The 19,178-nt window shown below is 66.9% G+C and carries 23 protein-coding genes; 11 read left to right on the forward strand and 12 right to left on the reverse strand.

The window, feature by feature from the left end:
- Window position 1 precedes the first annotated feature (1 nt).
- The 8 genes from atpA to ABZV40_RS06270 form a co-directional block, all read right to left on the reverse strand.
- Window positions 2-1,648, reverse strand: a complete 1,647-nt coding sequence (gene atpA, locus ABZV40_RS06235; protein WP_355436656.1) for a F0F1 ATP synthase subunit alpha — start codon at window positions 1,646-1,648, stop codon at window positions 2-4.
- A gap of 45 nt (window positions 1,649-1,693) precedes the next feature.
- Complete coding sequence (locus ABZV40_RS06240) at window positions 1,694-2,527, reverse strand: F0F1 ATP synthase subunit delta (protein ID WP_355437137.1); 834 nt, start codon at window positions 2,525-2,527, stop codon at window positions 1,694-1,696.
- Window positions 2,528-2,530: 3 nt separating this feature from the next.
- Window positions 2,531-3,079: a F0F1 ATP synthase subunit B gene (locus ABZV40_RS06245; protein WP_355436659.1), complete on the reverse strand. Its 549-nt coding sequence runs from the start codon at window positions 3,077-3,079 to the stop codon at window positions 2,531-2,533.
- A gap of 29 nt (window positions 3,080-3,108) precedes the next feature.
- Window positions 3,109-3,360, reverse strand: coding sequence for an ATP F0F1 synthase subunit C (locus ABZV40_RS06250; RefSeq protein ID WP_355436661.1), 252 nt, complete (start codon window positions 3,358-3,360; stop codon window positions 3,109-3,111).
- A gap of 64 nt (window positions 3,361-3,424) precedes the next feature.
- Window positions 3,425-4,204: a F0F1 ATP synthase subunit A gene (gene atpB / locus ABZV40_RS06255; RefSeq protein WP_355436664.1), complete on the reverse strand. Its 780-nt coding sequence runs from the start codon at window positions 4,202-4,204 to the stop codon at window positions 3,425-3,427.
- Between the two features lie 150 nt (window positions 4,205-4,354).
- Window positions 4,355-4,801, reverse strand: a complete 447-nt coding sequence (locus ABZV40_RS06260) for a hypothetical protein (RefSeq protein WP_355436667.1) — start codon at window positions 4,799-4,801, stop codon at window positions 4,355-4,357.
- Between the two features lie 88 nt (window positions 4,802-4,889).
- A complete protein-coding gene (locus ABZV40_RS06265; RefSeq protein ID WP_355436670.1) occupies window positions 4,890-6,029 on the reverse strand; it encodes an MraY family glycosyltransferase in 1,140 nt (379 codons plus the stop codon).
- 80 nt (window positions 6,030-6,109) lie between these two features.
- Entirely contained in the window at window positions 6,110-6,760 is a 651-nt protein-coding gene (locus ABZV40_RS06270) for an L-threonylcarbamoyladenylate synthase (protein WP_355436673.1), read from the reverse strand.
- 372 nt (window positions 6,761-7,132) lie between these two features.
- On the opposite strand from ABZV40_RS06270, the gene ABZV40_RS06275 reads away from it, so the two are divergent.
- The 9 genes from ABZV40_RS06275 to ABZV40_RS06315 all read left to right on the forward strand — a co-directional run bounded on the left by ABZV40_RS06275 (window position 7,133) and on the right by ABZV40_RS06315 (window position 13,042).
- The gene (locus ABZV40_RS06275; RefSeq protein ID WP_355436675.1) at window positions 7,133-8,404 is read left to right on the forward strand and encodes a hypothetical protein; all 1,272 of its coding nucleotides are present in this window, start codon (window positions 7,133-7,135) and stop codon (window positions 8,402-8,404) included.
- A gap of 99 nt (window positions 8,405-8,503) precedes the next feature.
- Window positions 8,504-8,650, forward strand: a complete 147-nt coding sequence (locus tag ABZV40_RS06280) for a hypothetical protein (RefSeq protein ID WP_355436677.1) — start codon at window positions 8,504-8,506, stop codon at window positions 8,648-8,650.
- Window positions 8,651-8,672: 22 nt separating this feature from the next.
- Entirely contained in the window at window positions 8,673-8,813 is a 141-nt protein-coding gene (locus tag ABZV40_RS06285; protein ID WP_355436680.1) for a hypothetical protein, read from the forward strand.
- 134 nt (window positions 8,814-8,947) lie between these two features.
- Entirely contained in the window at window positions 8,948-9,796 is an 849-nt protein-coding gene (locus ABZV40_RS06290) for a helix-turn-helix transcriptional regulator (RefSeq protein ID WP_355436683.1), read from the forward strand.
- A complete protein-coding gene (locus tag ABZV40_RS06295) occupies window positions 9,783-9,947 on the forward strand; it encodes a DUF397 domain-containing protein (protein WP_355436685.1) in 165 nt (54 codons plus the stop codon). Before ABZV40_RS06290 ends, ABZV40_RS06295 begins: the two co-directional genes overlap by 14 nt.
- A 100-nt stretch (window positions 9,948-10,047) precedes the next feature.
- Window positions 10,048-10,485 (forward strand): hypothetical protein, encoded by a 438-nt coding sequence (locus ABZV40_RS06300; protein ID WP_355436688.1) that lies wholly within the window; start codon window positions 10,048-10,050, stop codon window positions 10,483-10,485.
- Window positions 10,482-11,015 carry a DUF3558 family protein gene (locus tag ABZV40_RS06305; RefSeq protein WP_355436691.1) on the forward strand — a complete coding sequence of 178 codons (534 nt, stop codon included), beginning with the start codon at window positions 10,482-10,484 and terminating at the stop codon, window positions 11,013-11,015. Before ABZV40_RS06300 ends, ABZV40_RS06305 begins: the two co-directional genes overlap by 4 nt.
- A gap of 21 nt (window positions 11,016-11,036) precedes the next feature.
- On the forward strand, window positions 11,037-12,293 hold the full coding sequence (locus tag ABZV40_RS06310; RefSeq protein ID WP_355436694.1) for a hypothetical protein: 1,257 nt from the start codon (window positions 11,037-11,039) through the stop codon (window positions 12,291-12,293).
- Entirely contained in the window at window positions 12,290-13,042 is a 753-nt protein-coding gene (locus tag ABZV40_RS06315) for an ESX secretion-associated protein EspG (RefSeq protein ID WP_355436696.1), read from the forward strand. Before ABZV40_RS06310 ends, ABZV40_RS06315 begins: the two co-directional genes overlap by 4 nt.
- Before the next feature lie 81 nt (window positions 13,043-13,123).
- Here the strand turns inward: ABZV40_RS06315 and ABZV40_RS06320 are convergent, their stop codons facing one another.
- Window positions 13,124-13,495 carry a hypothetical protein gene (locus ABZV40_RS06320; RefSeq protein WP_355436699.1) on the reverse strand — a complete coding sequence of 124 codons (372 nt, stop codon included), beginning with the start codon at window positions 13,493-13,495 and terminating at the stop codon, window positions 13,124-13,126.
- Window positions 13,496-13,562: 67 nt separating this feature from the next.
- Window positions 13,563-14,525, reverse strand: coding sequence for a toll/interleukin-1 receptor domain-containing protein (locus tag ABZV40_RS06325; RefSeq protein ID WP_355436702.1), 963 nt, complete (start codon window positions 14,523-14,525; stop codon window positions 13,563-13,565).
- Window positions 14,526-14,716: 191 nt separating this feature from the next.
- Between ABZV40_RS06325 and ABZV40_RS06330 the strand changes: the two genes are divergently transcribed.
- Window positions 14,717-16,426: a hypothetical protein gene (locus ABZV40_RS06330; RefSeq protein ID WP_355436705.1), complete on the forward strand. Its 1,710-nt coding sequence runs from the start codon at window positions 14,717-14,719 to the stop codon at window positions 16,424-16,426.
- Window positions 16,423-16,746, forward strand: a complete 324-nt coding sequence (locus tag ABZV40_RS06335; RefSeq protein WP_355436708.1) for a hypothetical protein — start codon at window positions 16,423-16,425, stop codon at window positions 16,744-16,746. The genes ABZV40_RS06330 and ABZV40_RS06335 overlap by 4 nt, the downstream gene beginning before the upstream one ends.
- Before the next feature lie 160 nt (window positions 16,747-16,906).
- Here ABZV40_RS06335 and prmC read toward each other — a convergent pair whose 3' ends face one another.
- Window positions 16,907-17,773 carry a peptide chain release factor N(5)-glutamine methyltransferase gene (gene prmC / locus ABZV40_RS06340; RefSeq protein ID WP_355437139.1) on the reverse strand — a complete coding sequence of 289 codons (867 nt, stop codon included), beginning with the start codon at window positions 17,771-17,773 and terminating at the stop codon, window positions 16,907-16,909.
- A gap of 18 nt (window positions 17,774-17,791) precedes the next feature.
- On the reverse strand, window positions 17,792-19,177 hold the full coding sequence (gene lpdA / locus ABZV40_RS06345) for a dihydrolipoyl dehydrogenase (RefSeq protein ID WP_355436710.1): 1,386 nt from the start codon (window positions 19,175-19,177) through the stop codon (window positions 17,792-17,794).
- Window position 19,178: the final 1 nt, after the last annotated feature.

The raw sequence follows: 19,178 nt of genomic DNA on the forward strand, positions 1-19,178 counted from the left end.
ATCACTTCTTGGCCGGCTCGGGCTTGTGCAGCTTCACCGACTCCTGCGCGACCTTGTCGGCGTCCATCGCCTTCTCCGGCGCCTCGTTCACGATCGTCGTGCCGTCCGAAGCGGTGAACTGCTTCTTGAACTCGGCGATGGCGGCGACCACGCGGGCCTGGGCGTCGTCGGAGAAGACCTTGGTCTCGACGATGCCGCCGAGCACGTCCGCGTGGTTGCGGCGCAGCGAGTCCTTGAACTCGGCGACGAACCGGCGGATGTCGCCGACGGGGACGTCGTCCAGGTGGCCCTTGGTCGCGGCGAAGATCTCGACGACCTGCTCCTCGACGGGCACCGGGGAGTACTGGCCCTGCTTGAGCAGCTCGACCAGACGGGCACCGCGGTCCAGCTGGGCGCGCGAGGCGGCGTCGAGGTCGGACGCGAACGCGGAGAAGGCCTCCAGCTCGCGGAACTGCGACAGGTCGAGACGCAGCGAACCCGCGACCGCCTTCATCGCCTTGATCTGCGCGGCACCACCGACGCGGGAGACGGAGATACCCACGTTGACGGCCGGGCGGACACCGGCGTTGAACAGGTCGGACTCGAGGAAGCACTGACCGTCGGTGATCGAGATGACGTTGGTCGGGATGTACGCCGACACGTCGTTCGCCTTGGTCTCGATGATCGGGAGACCCGTCATCGAGCCGCCGCCCATCTCGTCCGACAGCTTCGCGCAACGCTCGAGCAGACGCGAGTGCAAGTAGAAGACGTCGCCGGGGTACGCCTCACGGCCCGGCGGACGGCGCAGCAGCAGCGAGATCGCGCGGTACGCCTCGGCCTGCTTGGTCAGGTCGTCGAAGATGATCAGGACGTGCTTGCCCTGGTACATCCAGTGCTGGCCGATGGCGGAGCCGGTGTACGGCGCCAGCCACTTGAAGCCGGCGGAGTCGGAAGCCGGGGCGGCGACGATCGTCGTGTACTCGAGCGCGCCCGCCTCCTCCAGCGCGGCCTTGACGCCCGCGATGGTGGAGCCCTTCTGGCCGATGGCGACGTAGACGCAGCGGACCTGCTGCTTGGGGTCGCCCGACTCCCAGGCCTTCTTCTGGTTGATGATCGTGTCGATGCAGACCGCGGTCTTGCCGGTCTTGCGGTCACCGATGATCAGCTGACGCTGACCGCGACCGATCGGGGTCATCGCGTCGATGGCCTTGATGCCGGTCTGCATCGGCTCGGACACCGGCTGACGCTGCAGCACGGTGGCGGCCTGCAGCTCCAGGGCGCGGTTGTCGTCCGCGACGATGTCGCCGAGACCGTCGATCGGCTGGCCCAGCGGGTTGACGACGCGGCCGAGGAAGCCGTCGCCGACCGGCACGGACAGGACCTTGCCCGTCCGGCGGACCTCCTGGCCTTCTTCGATCTTGTCGAAGTCGCCGAGGATGACCGCACCGATCTCGCGGACCTCGAGGTTCAGGGCGACGCCGAGGACGCCACCGGGGAACTCGAGCAGCTCGTTGGTCATCGTGCCCGGAAGGCCCTCGACGATGGCGATGCCGTCGTAGGTCTCGGAGACGACACCAACCTCTTCCCGGCTGACCTCCGGGGAGTAGCTCGAGACGTACTTCTCGATCGCACTGCGGATCTCGTCCGACGAGATCGTCAGCTCCGCCATGTCGTTCCTGCTCTCACTTCTTCGTTCTGGGAAAGGGCTCGGGGGCTAGCTGGCGAGATTGCGGCGCAGTGCCGCCAACCGGCCGGCGATGCTTCCGTCGATGATCTCGTCGCCGATCTTGATCGTGAGGCCGCCGGCCAGGGCCGGGTCGACCTCGACGTGCAGCGCGATCGGGCGCGAGTAGATCGTGGTCAGCGTCGCGGTCAAGCGGTCGATCTGCTCCGCGGTCAGCTCCACCGCGGACCGGACGTGCGCGACAGAGCGCTGACGGCGCTTGGCCGCCAGGTCGGCGAGCTCGGAGAGCCCGTCCGCGACGCGCATCCCGCGCGGGTGGCGAACCAGCTGGTCCACCAGCGTCTTGGTGACCGGGCTGACCTTTCCCTCGATCAGGGAGTCGACCAGCGCGACCTTGCCGTCCACGGCCCCGGCCGGGTCGGCGAGCAGCAGCTCGAGCTCGTGCGAACCGGCGACGATGCGGCCGAGCCGGAACAGCTCGTCCTCCGTCGAGTCGAGCTGGCCGTCGCGCTCGGCACGCACCAGCAGCGCCGTGCGGGCGAGCGACTCGACACCGTCGACGAGCTCACGCGGGCTGGACCAGCGCGCGGTCACGACGGCGACCAGCACCTGCAGGGTCCCGTCACTCACCTTGCCCGCGAACAGGCCGCGGACGAGCTGCTCGCGACCGGCGGGCTCCGACGAGGCGTCCGCGAGCGCACGACGCAGCGCCGGCTGCTCGATGAGCAGGCCGAGCACGGCGAAGAGCTCCTCGCCCAGCTTGGCGAGGTCATCCGTGGACGTGGTGGCGTCGGCCAGCTCCAGCAGCCGCAGTTCCGCGGCTGCCAGAGCTTCACGACTTGCGGCATGCAACGTCATCGGCAGCCTCTACTTGTTGGCCGGCGCCGCGACGGCGTCCAGCTCGTTGAGGAAGCGGTCGACGGTGCCGCGGCGACGGGCCTCGTCCTCGAGGGACTCGCCCACGACCTTGCTCGCCAGCTCGACGGCGGTGCGGCCGAGGTCGGCGCGCAGCTCGGCGACGATCTGGGCGCGCTGCGCGTCCAGCTGGTGCTGGCCCTGCGCGACGATGCGCGCGGACTCGGCCTGCGCCTGCTCACGCAGCTCCTCGATGATCTGCAGGCCCTCGGCCCGCGCGTCGTCGCGGATGCGGGCGGCCTCGGCGCGAGCCTCGGCCAGCTGCTCCTTGTACTGCTCGAGCGTGCGCTGAGCCTCGGCCTGGGCCTGCTCCGCCTTCTCGATGCCACCCTCGATCTTGGCCGTCCGCTCCGCGTACAGCGCTTCGAACCTCGGCGACACGAACTTCTTGATGACGAAGAAGAGAAGCAGGAACGCGACCAGACCGAGAATGACCTCGGCGAGCTGCGGAACGACGGGGTTGTGTCCCCCCTCCGCGGCCACGATCAGGGTGCGGTGCACGACGTCTCCTAACGCGTTGAAGGGTTAGGTCAGGCGGTCGCGATGAAGTACACGACGAAGCCGATCAGCGCGAGGACCTCGACGATGGCGAAGGTGGTCCACGCAAGACCGAGCAGGACGCCGCGGGCCTCGGGCTGACGGGCGGTGCCGCTGATGACCGAGGAGAAGATCAGACCCACGCCGATGCCGGGGCCGATGGCCGCGAGGCCGTAACCAATGGCCGCGAGGCCCTGGTTGATGTTCCCGTTGGCGGCTTCCTGGGCGATCATGAGAGCGCTCACTGTTGCTGTTCCCTTTCCAACTCGGTCCGCGAGTGTTCGCGGATCGGAGGCTTTGTGCTGTTACTCAGTGCTCTTCTGCCAACGCCATGCCGATGTAGCTGGCAGACAGCAGCGCGAAGATGTAGGCCTGCAGGCACATGATCAGTGCCTCCAGGAAGGTCAGCGCGAGGGCGAAGGCGAAGGACACCGGCGCCACGATGACGGTCAGACCGCCGTTGAGCAGCAGGAACTCACCGGCCAGGGTGAACACCAGCAGCAACAGGTGACCCGCGAACATGGCGGCGAAAACTCGGATCGCCAACGTGATCGGGTTCAGGACGAACTTCTGGAAGAACTCGATCGGGATCAGCAGCGGGAGCACGAACCACGGCGCGCCCGGCGGAACCGTCTGGTGCTTCAAGTAGCCCACGAAGCCGTGCCGCTTGAACCCGACGAAGTGGTACACCGGGTAAACGACGAGCAACGAAACGGCGAGCGGGAAACCGATGTGCGACATCGTCGGGAACTGGACGAGCGGGATGAGCCCGAACAGGTTGTTCACCAGGACGAAGCAGAAGATCGTGAGGATCAGCGGGATGAACGGCTTGAAGTCCTTCGCGCCGATCTGCTCCCTGGCGATGTTGTTGCGCCCGAAGTCGTAAAGCGACTCGGCGGCGAACTGGAACTTGCCGGGGATGAGCTTCAGGTTGCGGCTCGCCGCGATGAAGAAGGCGCCGATGATCAAGATCGACAGCACCAGCAGGACCATCGGCTTGGTGACCGAGCCGAAGATCGGCGGGAGGAAGAAGTCCGCAACTCCGGGGGCGACGAACTTGTCACCCTCAGCCAGCACCATCGTGGTCACTGTGTTCCTTCCGGTTCTCCCGGCCGGCGTTCACTCCGCCGGGGGAATCGTCACGATCTGGACTTAACGTACCTTACGGTTCGCAAGCGACTACCAGAGGCACCCCTGCTATCGGGTGTCCCTGGTCTGCGCGGACCATATCAGCAGGTCTCAGGCGCCTTCCGAGGCGGGCACCACCATCTGACTACGGCTGCGCCTGGAAGCTCTCGCTTCCAGGAACGACGTCACCAGCACGGTCGCCACCAGGGTGATTCCCAGTGCCTTGGGCTCAAGCCACGGCTGGTTGCGCAACAAGATCACCGCAGCCAGCAGCACGATCAGCTTGCCCATGAATCCGCCGAGTGCGGCGACCATCACGAACATGGGATCGAGCGCCGCGGTCTTGCGCATCAACAACAGCGTCACGAGGCTCGAAGCGATGGCGATCGCACCACCGATCAATGATCCGTTGAGACCAGCGGTCCCCCAGATCACGGTTGACACGACGACGCCGAGGACAAACGTGCCGAGCGCGGCCCAGGCGGCCGCGCGGAACATTTCCCCGGCGAGCCGCTGGATCGTCAGCTCGTGCGTGACGGCCTTGTCCGCGTCGCTCATGTCCCGAAGTGTAGGAACTCCCATTTGGCGTGCCGCAAGCAGCCCCGGTTAACGGCGGTTAAGCGGGGCCAAACAAGATGAACGCCGTTTACGGCTTGCGGGTGTCCCTGAGCCTGGGGATCACCGAAACCACGAACGTCACGATCAGCCCGATCACGAAGCACGTGGCCACGATGACCGGGTCGAACAGCGTGAGCGCCACCGCGCCGAACGCCAGCACACCCGCCCACAGGTAGATGAGCAGCACCGCGCGCCGCTGCGAGTGCCCGATCTCCAGCAACCGGTGGTGCAGGTGCATCTTGTCCGGCGAGAACGGGCTTTCGCCGCGGCGGGTGCGGCGGATGATCGCCATCAGCAGGTCGAGCACCGGCACGAACAGCACGGCGGCGACGACGATCAGCGGCGACAGCAGACCGAGCAGGTCCACGGCGCTGCCGGTGGCCTGGTTGAACTTGCCGGACGCGCTCGTGGTGGCGGCGGCGAGCATGAGGCCGATGAGCATCGAGCCCGAGTCGCCCATGAAGATGCGCGCGGGGTTGAAGTTGTGCGGCAGGAACCCCAGGCACGCGCCGGCGAGCGCGGCGGCGATCAGCGCGGGCGGGTAGGCCTCGACCGCGCCCTGCCGCTCGATGAGCAGACCGATCGAGAACGCACACGTCGCCGCGGCGGCGATGAGCCCGATGCCGGCGGCCAGGCCGTCGAGTCCGTCGACGAAGTTCATCGCGTTGATCATGGTGACCGCGAGCAGCACCGTCAGCAGCGCGCCCTGGTTCTGGTCGAGGCTGATGGTCGCGCCGCCGTCCCACGGCACCCACGCGATCATCCACTGCAGACCGAACAACACCAGGATGCCCGCCGCCGTCACCTGCCCGGCGAGCTTGGTGAGCGAGTCGAGCTCGAACCTGTCGTCGATCGCACCCACGAGCACGATGACACCGCCCGCGACGATGACTCCCCACGGGTCGTTGGAGAAGTCGAACGCCGCCCGCAGCACCGGCAACTGGTGCGCCACGAACATGCCGCACAGCACGCCGCCATAGATGGCAACACCACCCATGCGCGGCATCGGTTGCACGTGCACGTCACGCTGCCGCGGGTAAGCGACCGCCCCGACCCGGAACGCCAGCGCGCGCACCAGGCCGACGAGCAGAAACGTCACGACAGCAGCGATCAACGCGACGAGCAGGTACTCGCGCACGGGAAGGACGAACGAGGATGCGGGCCCCACGGGCCTACCAATCAATCGGGAGTGTTCGGGGTGCTCGCCACGGTACCCGCGGCGACATGATCAATTCTGGCAGCAGCGCCTCAGCGCGCCACTTCGACCTCGACACCGAGCACCTCGTTGACCGCTTCCCTGCTCACCGCACCCTCACGGAGGATCAGCGCGTCCGGCCCGGTGAGGTCGACGATGGTGGAGGCGATGTTCTCCCCGCTCAACCCACCGTCGAGGTACACGGGCACCGCGTCCCCGAGCTGGTCACGCGCCTCCTGCGCACTGGCGGCCGGCGCGTGCCCGGTCTTGTTGGCGCTGGAGACCGCCATCGGCCCGACATCGCGCAACAGCTCCAGCGCCACCGGGTGCAACGGCATGCGCAGCATCACCGTGCCGCGCGTCTGCCCCAGATCCCAGGCAAGGCTCGGCGCGTGCGGCAACACGATGCTGAGCCCGCCGGGCCAGAACGCCTCGATGAGCGCCCGCGCCTGCCGCGGCACGCTGAGGACCAACCCGTCGATCGTCGTCCAGGACCCGACCAGCACCGGCACGGGCATGTCAGGCCCACGCCCCTTGGCGTCGAGAAGACCCCGGACCGCTTCAGCGTCGAACGCGTCGCAGCCGATCCCGTAAACGGTGTCGGTGGGCAGGACGACAAGTCGCCCGCTCCGCACCGCACCGGCCGCGGCGGCGAGACCCGCCGCGCGGTTGCTCGGTTCGCTGCAGTCGTAGACCGTGCTCACCTCGGTGAGCCTAGCCAGCCCTGCCGGTCGTCCCGCATTCGGCCTGGTGCTACCGACTCATCCGATCGGTTTTGCCCGCGGAGCAACCCCTTCCAGCCCGTGTTCGACGCTGGCTTCCTGGACGCGTGCTCTGCCCTCACCCGTCCGAATGATGACGAGGCCACCTGAGCCGAATTCCGCACGGCATTCAGTCACCAGACCGGCGAACCCGCCACACCGGATGGCCACAGTTCACTTAGATTCACTTCGTCTCATCTATTCGGGGGAGTCATGCAGCAGCACCCACCACGGCATCCGGGTCAGCCTTACCCGCAGCCCTTCCCAGGGCAGCAGCCGTTCCCACAACCTGCGTATCCGCAACACGGCCCACCTATGCCGCCACCACCCAAGTCCCGCACAGGCCTGTTCGCCGGGCTCGCCGTGGTCCTGGTACTGCTTCTGGCGGGCGGAGGCACCGGCGCGTTCCTCTTGCTGAAGCGCGCCGACAACACTGCCGGCTCCACGTCGGAGGCGTCGCCGTCCTCATCGGATCCTTCGACCAGCTCTTCCGGGCTCTTGCAGCAGCAGCCCGGCGAGGGCCCACCGCGCAGGTACGGCAACACAGCCGTCTACGACGCCTGCTCGCTGCTCACCATGGCGGACCTGGCAAATCTCGGCATAACGCTGACCGACCAGAGCCCGGTCGGTCATGACTACGTGGACATCGACGTCCCGGCGGACAAGGCGATCCCCCAAAGCATGCTGGACTCGCTCACCCACTGCTCCTACACGATGAAGAGCCTTGAGTGGGTACAGGTCTTCGTGTATCAGCCACCATTCACCGCTGAGAAGGACATGGACTCCCGGAAGGGGAGACCAGAGCGCAGCGGTGCGACGGTCCGCCAAGCGGATGGCTTCTCCGTTGCCAACTACCAGGACCGCAAGAACGAAACCTGGGACATCTCCCTCTGGCAGCAGGACCTGATCGTCGAAGTCGCCTTCCAGACCGGGAAGAGGCAGCCGTACGGCTCGTTGGACGCCAAGGCGTTCGCAGACAAGCTGGAGTCGCTGGTGAAGGCCGCGATCCAGAAGGGCCCGACGGCACCGATGCGTCACATCTACCCCGAGCCGTTCGCCAACAAGTTCAAGGACCCGTGCGACGTCGCAAGCGCCGAGGCGTACCGGAAGTCCTACCCGAACGCGGGTCTGCCTGCGTTGGTAAAGACGCAGTTCCACGTCATGGCAGCCGACACCCCCATGGAACGCCACCCCGAGTCTGCATTGCAGGGCGGCGCACTGTGCCAGCGGCACAACATCGCTCCCGAAGCCAGCTCGGACAAGGAGAACTACCGCATGCTCGAAGCATCACTGAAGATGTGGGACAAGCCGCAGGCGGCGATCGACCGTAACGCTTACCAATGCGACCCGGCGGACAAGCACCCGTTCGGCCCGCCGGTGGCGATCACCCCGTCCGTGGGCACGGGGCAGTCCTGCATGAGCAACATCCGGATCGACTGGGTACTCGACTTCCAACTGGGCGACGTGAACGTCAGTGTGCAGAGCTACCACGGAGGGGTCTCGTCCACCCAGCCTCCCGTGGAAGGGCTGCGCGACGAGCTGCTGCCGGCGGCGAAGCACATCGCCGAGCAGGGCGTGAAGAAGTAGCCGTCGTCCGATCGGCTTTGCCGGTGGGGCAACACGTTTCCTTGCAGACGTGCTGCTGGCTTCCTTGAACTCATGCTCTGCCCACATCCCGTGACCGCCGTGTTCGGCACATTCGAGCCACCTGATCGGTTGGACGCCATCTGCCGGTTGTGCCTCAACGCGTGGTCCACCGACACCATGCCGATCGAGCTGTTGGAACGGCTGGTCGTGCACATCAGTGCCGGGAACTTCCACCGCGTGGGCTGAGCCTTCGACCACAGGAGGCCTCATGCCGGAGAAAGACCTCGTCAAACTCGGTGAAGAGATCATCGAACTCTCGACCGCCTGGCCAGGTACCGGCCTGGAGAAGGTCGGCGAGTTCGCCCGTGACCTCGGCAACGTTCTTCCAGGGTCCGATGAGGACTGCTGATGCGGTGATCTCACACACCTTGCGTTGGCCGTCTGCACAGGAGGGCTGTTCCTGTTGGTGTCGACTGACCCGATCGGGTTTGCCGGTGTGGCAAACCACCTTTTGTGTCGGTACGACCCGGCACCATGCGGTGCATGAACCTCACCGTCCGCGCCGAGGAACTGGGAGACGAACTACGCCGCCTCCGCGAGGCCGCGGGCTTCTCACTGGAACGCGCCGGGGAACTCATCGACGCCTCCGCCACCAAGATGAGCCGCATCGAGAACGGCCTCCGCGAAGGCTCCACAGAGGACATCGCCGCCCTCCTCGCCATCTATGGCTGCGTCGGCCCACGCCGAACCGAGTTGTTGAGGCTCGCCCACGAGGTTGACCGCCGCGGCTGGTGGCAACGCACCAAGCCCACGTTCGACGAACGCGTCCGCACCCTCCTCAACCTGGAGAAGAAGGCGGATCTCATCGTGAACTACGAGTGCATGAACGTCCCCGGCCTGATTCAGTTCCCCGACTACACCCGCGCCCTGATGATCGAATGCGAGATGGTCCCCGCTGACGAGGTCGAGGCACGCATGACAACCCGCATGCAGAGCCACTCCGTCCTGGACCGACCGAAACCACCCCGGCTGCTCGCGCTGATCGACGAGTGGGTGCTCTGTCGGCTGATCGGCAGCCCAGCGATCATGGCCGCACAACTCCGCCACCTCGCCCAGTCCGCAGAACGCTCGAACATCAGCGTCCGCGTGATCCCCAACCAAGGAGCACACGCAGGGCTGAACGGAGCGTTCTGGCTGCTCAAGCGGGATAACGGCCACAAGGTGGTGTACCTGGAGAACTTGACCTCCAGCCTGTTCCTCGAAGAGCCCGAAGAGATCGAGATCTACGAAACCGCCATTCGGCATCTGGTCCGGCGTGCGTTGCCTGCGGAAGAATCGGTGCGGATGATCACCGAACTGGCGCGCAGGTGGGAAACAGGTGGAGTGGCGTAAGAGCAGCTACAGCGGCAGCCAGGAGGGTTGCGTCGAGGTGGCGTTGACCACCACCCACGCAGGTGTACGCGACTCCAAGTACCCCTCTGGACCTGCGCTTACGTTCTCACTCAGCGCGTTCAAAGCGTTCCTGACCAGGGCCAAGTTTTAGCCCAAACAGGGCTAAGTAGTTCAACGCATCCCCCGAACGGGCGCACCACTGTAAGGTCATAGGTCGACCACAGAGCGCTATCGGGGAGGGTCGAGCTTCTGTGTCAGAGGAACTACAGACAAGCGGCAAGGTCGGGGCGCTGTCGAGCGGCTCGTGGAGTGGCATCTTCGGCGGCGGTCTCGCCGCCATCGTCAGCGCGGCCAAGGCTGTCTCGGTCGCCGCAGAGACCCAGCAGCTGTCCGTCGACCCGCACCTGGTCGACACCATGATCAAAAAGCTGGGTGAAATGCAGTCAGCGCTCCAAGAGGTCCAGTTTCGTTCTCTGGATCTCAGCGCCGACACAAAGCTAGGCGGCGGGTACGCCGAGAAGATCAGCCAGAACAACAGGACGTTCGGCCAAGACGCCCAGAACACGCTCAAGAGTGTCCACGACGCAATCGAAGCCCTGAAGACTCAGATCGAGAAGAGCCGCGCCTCCTACGAGGCCGTCGACCAGGCAGGCGCCGACTCGCTCAAGAAACTCAACGGGAAGTCATGAAGCGCATCGCAGTCGCCAGCATGCTCTGTATCGCTCTGCTGAGCGCTGGCTGCACCGGTACCACTGGTGAGGCCAAGCCGACGCCCACCACCGGTGGAGGTACGTCAACCAGCACGCCCGCCGCGTCTCCTCTCGACTCCATGAAGCCGTGCAACCTCCTCACCGCGGCCGAGGTGACGACCGCAGGCCTAAACAACCCTGGCAAGGAAGCTCAGGTGGCCACCTCCGCCGGCTGCGAGTGGCGCGCCGCCGACGGCGGCGGGGTGCGTGCAGGCATACGCACGAAGTCGGGGGTCAAGGACCTCAATCTGAGCGGTGACAAGGTCTCCGAGATCAAGGTCGGCGGGTTGAACGCAACTAAGGTCGAGGCACAGGACGGTGCCAAGAACGCCTGCACGATCGCACTCTCGGTGAGCGAGTCGTCATCGGTCTTGGTGATCGCAACCCTGAACCTCAGCTCAAGCGACACGGCGGCAGCATGCGACCGGGCGTCGAAGGCCGCCGACCTGATCGCACCGAAGCTGTCGTAGCAATGCCCGAGGGGGATTCTCATGGCGCCCGTCAAGCCCGTCGTTCCGCACCCGGACGCGAACTACCCAGGCCAGCCGCATGAGGAGATGAAGAAGCTCGTCACCGAGAAGTACGACCCTGGTGCCGCAACCAACGTTGCAGGGGCATGGAGTGAACTCGGCGGCAAGTTCAAGGAGTTGGCCGAGGATTTCAGGATTCTGGTCAACGGTTCTCAAGACGCGTGGAAAGGTCGCGCGGCGGAAGGGGTTCGCGCGGCTCTGACCAAGGTGGGGACCTTCGCGGACCAAACCGGCGACGGCTTCGTACGCACTTCCGGCGCCATCGCGCAGCAGCGGGACGCGGCGGTGCAGGCGAACAAGGCGATGCCCGAGCCAGTTGAGTTCAACCCGTTGAAGATCGCCGGCGACTGGCTGACGAACAAGGGTGGGTTCATCGCCCCAGCCATGATGGTGGGCGCTCCCATCGAGATGATCTCCACCTACAACAAGCAGCAGGGCGCCAAAGAAGAAGCCGTGCAGGTCATGCAGACGCGTGACAACACGATGATGTCGGCCGCGATGTCCATGCCTGCCATGGAGTCCACCCCGCAGGTCACGCAGGACCAGGGCGTCACGCAGCCCAGCAGCACCAACAACAGCTCCCACAACCTCGGCAACGTCAACGCCAACCAGCGGTTCAGCAACACCGGGATGCCGAACGCGCCCACGATGCCATCCGGGAGCAACAACAACGGCACGACCAACACGTCGTGGGTGGCACCGCAGGTGAACGACCCGTCGCTGCAGAACCCCGGCAACAACCCGAACAACCCGCCCGGCGGCCAGAACCGGCCCCCGGTCACGCCTCCCGGCATGCTGCCGCCCGGCATGAGGCCTCCCGGTGGCGGTCAGGCCATGCGTCCCGGCGGCGGACCGGGCATGCGGCCTGGAATGCGGCCAGGCGGGCCCGGCGGCGGCCTCGGCGGCGGTGCGGGCCGTGGCATGGGTGCGGGTGGCCTGGGCGGGCCCGGTGCGGCCGGGCGTGGCGCGGGCAGCTTCGGTCCGTCCAACCCCGGTGGTGGCGCCGGCGTCATGGGCACCGGCCCAGGGGGAACCGGTGCGGGTGCGGCGGGCCGTGGGGGTGCGGCCGGAGCGGCAGGTGCCGCGGGTGCCGGTGGTGCCGGCCACGGCGGCAAGGGTGGCGAGGAGGACAAGGAGCACAAGTCGAACTACCTCGTGCCCACGGACGAGTTCTTCGACGACGATCGCATGGTCGCGCCGCCGGTGATCGGCGGATGAGGCAGATCGCTCAGCTCTCCCTGCCCGCGTTCGAGGTTCTCTGGGAGGACCTGCGGGCGGGGAGTGTTCCCTATCCCTTCGACGTGAGCCAGCACGGGGACACGCTCGACGAGCGCGCCCGCATCAAGGCGGCCGTGCACCAGGACCTCGAACGCAAGGGGCTCGCCCGGCGCGGCAGGCCGGAGCCGGACCTCGAAGATGCGCTGAACCTGTTGGCACGCCCCGAACTCCGTGTCATCGCCATGTGCATTCCTGACATGAACCAGCAGAGGTTCATCCGCGCCAGCGTCGTAGCCCGCGGCGGTTACGCCGTGCTGGTGACCCAGGAGGACACCGGCATCACGCTGAACCTGGTGCAGCCCAACGAGATCGCGACCAGCCTGGCCAACGCCATGCCGCCGGGACGACCAGGTCCGGGCAAGCTCGTGACGGTGCCGGCCGAAGCCTTCGAGAACCAGCCGCAGCAACAAGAAGGTTTCCGGCAGGCCGTCCGCACGATGGAGAACGACGACGTCCGCCTCGCCAAGCAGATGCTCACCGGCCCGGCCATCGGCAACGGCCACTTCCTCGTCCAACACGGACAGGGCCGCGCCAAACGCGACTTCCCGCCCGTCACCTGGATCGACACCCACCAGGGCCGCTACTCGAACGTCCAGACCCGCGCTGGCTGGTTCACCATCAGCCCCGCCGACAACATGGGTCTGGCCCGCCACCTCGGACAGGTGCTGGCCATGACGAGCGCGCGATGAACCTGGAACAGATGATCGCGAAGAAGCGGCCGGACCTGTCCGAGCTTCAGGACGGATTCCTCTGAGCAGGCACCCACGCGGTCACGCGCGAGGCGGCGGATCCTCAAGCGCGTGACCGCGTGCCCTCCCCAACGTGAGAACATAGGTCCGTTTGGCCCTAACGTGACTGAACGTCGCCTTATTGGCCAGGAATTGTCCACTCAACGGCGGGCTCGGCGGGTGGTGACTGAGGCACATCGGCACCGTGGTGAGATGAAATCCAGTGGCATCGGTCGCCACGAAGAACTCACCTCTGCTCAACCTGGCGATGTCCGGCACGGCACTACCCCTGGCACGGGCCAGGTCCTCGGCCGCGCGGATCTGCGCCGGGCTGCCCAGCTTGCCGAAGATCTGCGTGGTCGTGTTGCCGGTGATCCGGTTGTCGAGTCCTTTGGGCGCCCCCGGCTCGGACACGCGTCCGAAACTAGGACCGGACGGCCAGGACACCCACCTGACGGCTGGTTATTTGACCAGGATTTGGCTACTCCTGCCACGCGCTGACCATGTTCACCGCGCTCCGCAGCGTGACGAGCCCTTCCCGGAATGCGATCATCGGGCGCCGCATCGGCACGCTCATCAGCTCCGCCCTCGCCGTGCTGGTGAGCAGCTCCTCGACCGCATCGAGGAGTTCCCGCAACGCAGCGGTACCGGGTCCGATCCGGACCGGGCTCATCCGCACCAGGCGATCGACCTCGGACACCCTGCGTTCGTACGCGCGGGCGGTGTCCCGCAGCCGCAACGCACCCGGCAGCAGCGCCGCAGCCCTCGACGCGTCGTCGGACGCCTGGCTGACGACGCGCTGGAACTCCTGCAGGACCTCGGAGGTCGTCTGCACGACGTGCGCGGTGTCGTATCCGAAGCGCTCGATGTCGGCGGTGACTTCGGCGGGGTCTGCCAAGTGCGGCTCGACGCCGGCGTCGAGGCGTCGCTCTGCCTCCTCGACCCGATCCACGAGTTCACCGGCGAGGGCGAGCACCGTGCGGCGCCAGGCAGGCGAGGAAGGTCCGTCGAGCCACGCCTCGCGAACGCTGCGGTGCTGGCGTTCCACGATGATCTGCACGGCCAGGTCGGGGTTGTCGTCGGTCAAGTAGCCGTGCCCCAGCAGGACCACGGGCAGCAGGAGGCTGCGCACACCCTCGACCGAGGCCTGGTTGTAGAAGACGTGGAGCTCCTCGCGACAGTACGGCCGGTCGAAGTAGAGGCGGGTCAGCACCGGCAGGAAGACGGTGGCACCCCGCACGGCGGCCCGGATGGTCGGCTGGGCGAGATCGCCCCAGCCGATGGCTTCGCGATCCAGGAAGATCTCCAGCTCGCGGCCCCGGTCGGCGTAGGCGTAGTGGCGCAGTGAGGACGCGAACGGGTCGACGAACTCCATGACGACGTCGTCCTGGTGGGCGTAGCTCAGGAAGCAGCGGATCGGCGGGGCGTCCGGGACGGGCGTCATTTGCCCTCGTTCGGCGCATTGACAATGTGCAATTCGTCCACCTTCGGCTCATTTCGACCTTGACCGACTATTGTGCCAGCAACAGCGGAAAATACGCGTTCCCGACCGTCCGATCATGCCCCTGACCAGCACAGACAACCGGTGCTTGAATTCAATGACAGAAAGTGGACAGGATAATGTCAACTCCTGCGGTGACGAAGGGAAGCGATTCTCCGGCGTTGCGCGACGACACGACCCGCTTCCTCTGCGGAGCCGCACACCGCGACGAGGAGTTCGCGGACGCGGCCATTCGCGAGTACCTCGTGGAGGCCACTCGGTCCGTGCCGCGGTCGCCGGGGGTCAACGCCGGCGCGGTGTTGCGGGAGGCGGTGGCGGCGCGGGCGCGGCGCAAGGTGCGCGACGGCGTGCTGGTGGTGCTGGCGGTCGTGGTGCTGTTCGCCGCGAGCGGGTGGCTGCTCGGGTCGTGGCTGCTGGTCGCCGTGTCCGCCGGGCTCGTGACCGAGGCGCGGATCGGGCTCGGGCGGCGCGTGCGGCAGGGCTTGCCGCACGAGCGCGGGCCGCTCGCGCTGGGCATGGCGGTGGGGATGCTCGCGCTGTTGTACGTGCTCTACAAGATCACCACGACGCTCTCCGAGGGCGGCGGCAGGTCCTTGGACGAGTACGAGCAGGAGAGCGGCGACGGCGGGCTCGCGATCACGATCATCGCGATCGTGCTGATCTTCGCGGTGCTGCTGGCGGACCGGGACATCACGTGGCGGCTCGTGACGAAGAGCTTCCGCCGCGCCCACTTCCGCACCAGCAGGCCGGCGGAGGAGCTGTGGCGCAACGAGTGGACGATCCGGCGGCTTGGGCAGTCGAACTACGCCGAAGCGCTCGCGCGGTATCCGGTCGACGACGACGTGACTGACGACCCCGACCAGGCGCAGGTGACCGTCTACCACGGCTATCGGCCGTTCGTCGGGTCCGGCACGATGTTCGAACCGTGGTCGATGGCGCTGCCGCTCAAACCCGCTCCTGAAAAGACGGCACCGGAGAAGAAGACGGCGCTGCCCGGGTTCACCCTGCCCGAGCTGTACCAGCACGTCACGGACGAACTGGTCAAGACCGGCCGGTCTCCGTCGCTGTCCCCCGGCCACCGGTTGCGCGACCTCAGGACGGGCGACCGCGTCGTCATCTCCTCGATCGAGCTGATCGACCACGTCGACGACGCGGAAGCGCGGATCGTCCTGCCGGACAAGGACCATTCGCCGCGCAGCAGCGTCGGCAGGTCCGTTGTGGACGAACTGATCGCCAGGCCGATGGAGTGGATGCGGTACTTCCGCTCGTTCGAGGTCGAGACGTGGGACCGCGACGTCGTCGTGTCCGCGTACCTGACGTTCGGCCTCGACGAGGAGATGCTCTACGTCGAGTGGACACCCTGCATCCTGCACCCGATCCAGGCGCGGTACCGCGAGATCGACGTGCTGCCCGAGCAGTCGATGCGCCCGTTCAGCGAGGCGCTGGTCGACCTGCTCAGGTTCCCCGCCACGCTGCCGAGGCGGGTCGCGACGGCGGTGGGCTGGATGAACCCGATCCGCCAAGCGGAGGGCACGTTCGTCGCGGCGAGGTACGGCGCGAGCGTCAGCCTGCGGGAGCTCGCCGGCGGGCAGCAGGTCGACAACTACTTCCAGCTCACCGACGTCGAGCGCTACGTCAAGGTCCTGGAGTCACGGTTGCTGCGCACGCTGGGCGAGTTCCTGCAGGGCAAGGGCATCTCGGTCACCGAGTTCATGGAACAGGCCATGCAGGTGACGAACAACAACGTGCACATCACCGGCCCGGTGATCTCCAGCAACATCGCCACGGCCGGCAAGGCCCGCACGGGCACCGCGAAGATCAGCACCACCGGGGAAAAATCATGAACGAGCGGAAGTTCGAGATCAAGGGGCCGGTGATCGGCAGCAACCTCGGCACCAGTGGACGTGCCAGAGCCGGAGACGTCCACATCGGACACATCAAGGACGTCGCGGCCGTGCTGCGGCTTCTCGACGAGCTGCGCGAGGACCTCAACGACGCCAAGGCACCGACGGCGACCATCGAAGCGCTCGACGACCTGCGCGTCGAGGCGCGCAAACCCAAGCCCAGCAAGGACGTCACCGAACACCTGATGGAGAGGCTGGCCGACCGCGGCCTCGGCGAGCAGATGAAGGAACTGGCGAAGGCCTTCGACGCCCTGTTCTAGGGAGTGCTGCGCCAAGCGCCTTGCCGGAGGTCTTGTCCGCAACCCGCCTACCGGGCAGTTACGTGGATGAAGGGCGCCTTCATCCACGTCAGGTGGAGGAAGGAGCCCTTCATCCACCGCACCGGACGGCGAGTTGCGAACACGACTTCCGGCTACCTGCTCAGGAGACCTTGCGGGCGGTCGCGAACCGTGGCCGTCCCGCCAGATCGGTGTGGTCCGCGACGTCCGTGAGCACCCGGCGGGCCGAGAGCAACGCCGGCACGGACTCGCCCTGCGTGTCGTCGTGCTCGATCCCGACCGCGCCACCCGGCTTCAGCCACCGCGCGGCCGCGGACACGACGTGCCGGATCACGTCCAGCCCGTCCGCGCCGGAGAACACGGCGTGGTGCGGGTCGTGCACGCCGACCTCGGGCTGCACGGGAGTTCCTTCTGGCACGTAAGGCGGATTGCACACCACGAGGTCCACCAGACCGTCCAGATCGGACAGCAGCGAAGGGTCCGTCGCGTCACCGGAGTGCAGCCGGATCGGCGTGTCCCCCAACGCCACCCGCGCGTCGGCGTTGCGGCGCGTCCACGCCAGCGCCTGCGGATCGATCTCGACCGCGTGCACCACCGCGTCGGGGCGAGCATGAGCGATCGACAACGCCAACGCTCCCGTTCCCGTGCACAGGTCCACGACCACGGGCGAGGAAACGCCGACCAGGGCCTTGAGGCCCCATTCCATCAGCAGCTCGGTCTCCGGCCGCGGCACGAACACCCCCGGCCCGACCTCGACCGTGATGGCACCCATCGGTGCCCAGCCGAGGATGTGCTGCAACGGGATGCGCGACGCCCGCGTGCGGACGAGCCGGTGCAGCTGGTCGATCACCGGCGGATCGACCAGCGGGATGAGCGGCAGCCGCCCGCGTTCGACCCCGAGCACGTGCGCGGCCAGGTACTCCGCGTCGACGCGAGGGCTGTCCACGCCCGCTTCGGCGAGGATCTTGGCCGCCTCGGAGATCGCGAGGCGCAGCGGCTGCCGGTTCATCATCAGCGAGAAGGTATCTCAGAAGTTGATCATGTGCCCGGCGAGGCCGTGCACGGCTTCCTTGACGGCCTCCGACAGCGTCGGGTGCGCGTGGACGTTCCGCGCGACCTCGTGGACGGTGAGGTCCCACTGCTGCGCCAAAGTCAGCTCGGGCAGCAGCTCGGTGGCCTCGGGGCCGATGATGTGGCCGCCGAGCAGCTCGCCGTGCTTGGCGTCGCTGATCAGCTTCACGAACCCGCCGGGCTCGGCGAGGCCGTGCGCCTTGCCGTTCGCGGTGAACGGGAACTTCGCGACCTGGACGTCGAAGCCCTTCTCGCGGGCCTGCTCCTCGGTGTAGCCGAACGACGCGATCTGCGGCTGGCAGAACGTCGCCCGCGGGATCATCACGTAGTCGAGCTCCATCGTCTCGGCACCCGCGATGGTCTCCGCGGCGATGATGCCCATCGACTCGGCGGTGTGCGCGAGCATCAGCTTCGCGGTCACGTCACCGATCGCGAAGATGTGCGGCACGGAGGTGCGGCCGCGGCCGTCGATGTCGATGGCACCGCGGTCGGTCAGCTTCACGCCGGTGTTCTCCAGGCCGTAGCCCTCGACGCGCGGCACGAAACCGATGGCCTGCATGACCTTGTCGGCTTCGAGGACCTCGGTCGCGCCGTTCTTCGTCACCGTGACGCGAACCTTGGGGCCGGACTCGTCGATCGACTCGACGCGGGTGCCGACGCGCACGTCGACGCCCATCTTCTTGTAGCGCTTGAGCAGCTCCGCGGACACCTCGGCGTCCTCGAGCGGCACCATCCGGTCGAGGAACTCGACGATGGTGACCTTCACGCCGTAGTTGTGCATCACGTACGCGAACTCGACACCGATCGCGCCCGCACCGGCGATGATGATCGACTCGGGCAGGTCCTCGGTCATGATCTGCTCTTCGTAGGTCACGACGCGGTCGGACTTCTGCGTGTTCGGCAGCATCCGGGTCGTGGCGCCCACGGCGATGATCGCGTGGCCGAAGGTGATCGTCTCGTCCCCGACGGTCAGCGTGTGGTCGTCGGTGAAGTTGGCCCACCCGTTGTACTCGGTGATGCCGTTCTTCTTCATGAGGAAGTGCACGCCCTTGACGCGCCCGTCCGCGACCTTGCGGCTGCGCTGCCACGCCGCGCTGTAGTCGAAGCTGACGGTGCCGTCGACCTTGATGCCGAACGTCTTCTGCTCGTGCGTGAAGATGTGCGCGAGCTCAGCGTTGCGCAGGAGAGCCTTCGACGGGATGCAGCCGACGTTCAGGCAGACGCCGCCCCAGTACTTCTCCTCGACGATGGCGGTCTTCAGCCCCAGCTGAGCCGCCCGGATCGCGGCCACGTACCCGCCGGGACCCGCACCCACGACGACGACATCAAAGTGTGCGCTCATA

Source organism: Lentzea sp. NPDC004782, assembly GCF_040609115.1.
Classification (GTDB): Bacteria; Actinomycetota; Actinomycetes; order Mycobacteriales; family Pseudonocardiaceae; genus Lentzea.

What these genes read in the sequence shown, in the direction of transcription:
- atpA (WP_355436656.1), bottom strand. Translation starts at nt 1,648, where the DNA reads ATGGCGGAGCTGACGATCTCGTCGGACGAGATCCGCAGTGCGATCGAG.
- ABZV40_RS06260 (WP_355436667.1), bottom strand. Translation starts at nt 4,801, where the DNA reads ATGAGCGACGCGGACAAGGCCGTCACGCACGAGCTGACGATCCAGCGG.
- ABZV40_RS06275 (WP_355436675.1), top strand. Translation starts at nt 7,133, where the DNA reads ATGCCGCCACCACCCAAGTCCCGCACAGGCCTGTTCGCCGGGCTCGCC.
- ABZV40_RS06285 (WP_355436680.1), top strand. Translation starts at nt 8,673, where the DNA reads ATGCCGGAGAAAGACCTCGTCAAACTCGGTGAAGAGATCATCGAACTC.
- ABZV40_RS06290 (WP_355436683.1), top strand. Translation starts at nt 8,948, where the DNA reads ATGAACCTCACCGTCCGCGCCGAGGAACTGGGAGACGAACTACGCCGC.
- ABZV40_RS06305 (WP_355436691.1), top strand. Translation starts at nt 10,482, where the DNA reads ATGAAGCGCATCGCAGTCGCCAGCATGCTCTGTATCGCTCTGCTGAGC.
- ABZV40_RS06310 (WP_355436694.1), top strand. Translation starts at nt 11,037, where the DNA reads ATGGCGCCCGTCAAGCCCGTCGTTCCGCACCCGGACGCGAACTACCCA.
- ABZV40_RS06315 (WP_355436696.1), top strand. Translation starts at nt 12,290, where the DNA reads ATGAGGCAGATCGCTCAGCTCTCCCTGCCCGCGTTCGAGGTTCTCTGG.
- ABZV40_RS06325 (WP_355436702.1), bottom strand. Translation starts at nt 14,525, where the DNA reads ATGACGCCCGTCCCGGACGCCCCGCCGATCCGCTGCTTCCTGAGCTAC.
- ABZV40_RS06335 (WP_355436708.1), top strand. Translation starts at nt 16,423, where the DNA reads ATGAACGAGCGGAAGTTCGAGATCAAGGGGCCGGTGATCGGCAGCAAC.
- prmC (WP_355437139.1), bottom strand. Translation starts at nt 17,773, where the DNA reads ATGAACCGGCAGCCGCTGCGCCTCGCGATCTCCGAGGCGGCCAAGATC.
- lpdA (WP_355436710.1), bottom strand. Translation starts at nt 19,177, where the DNA reads ATGAGCGCACACTTTGATGTCGTCGTCGTGGGTGCGGGTCCCGGCGGG.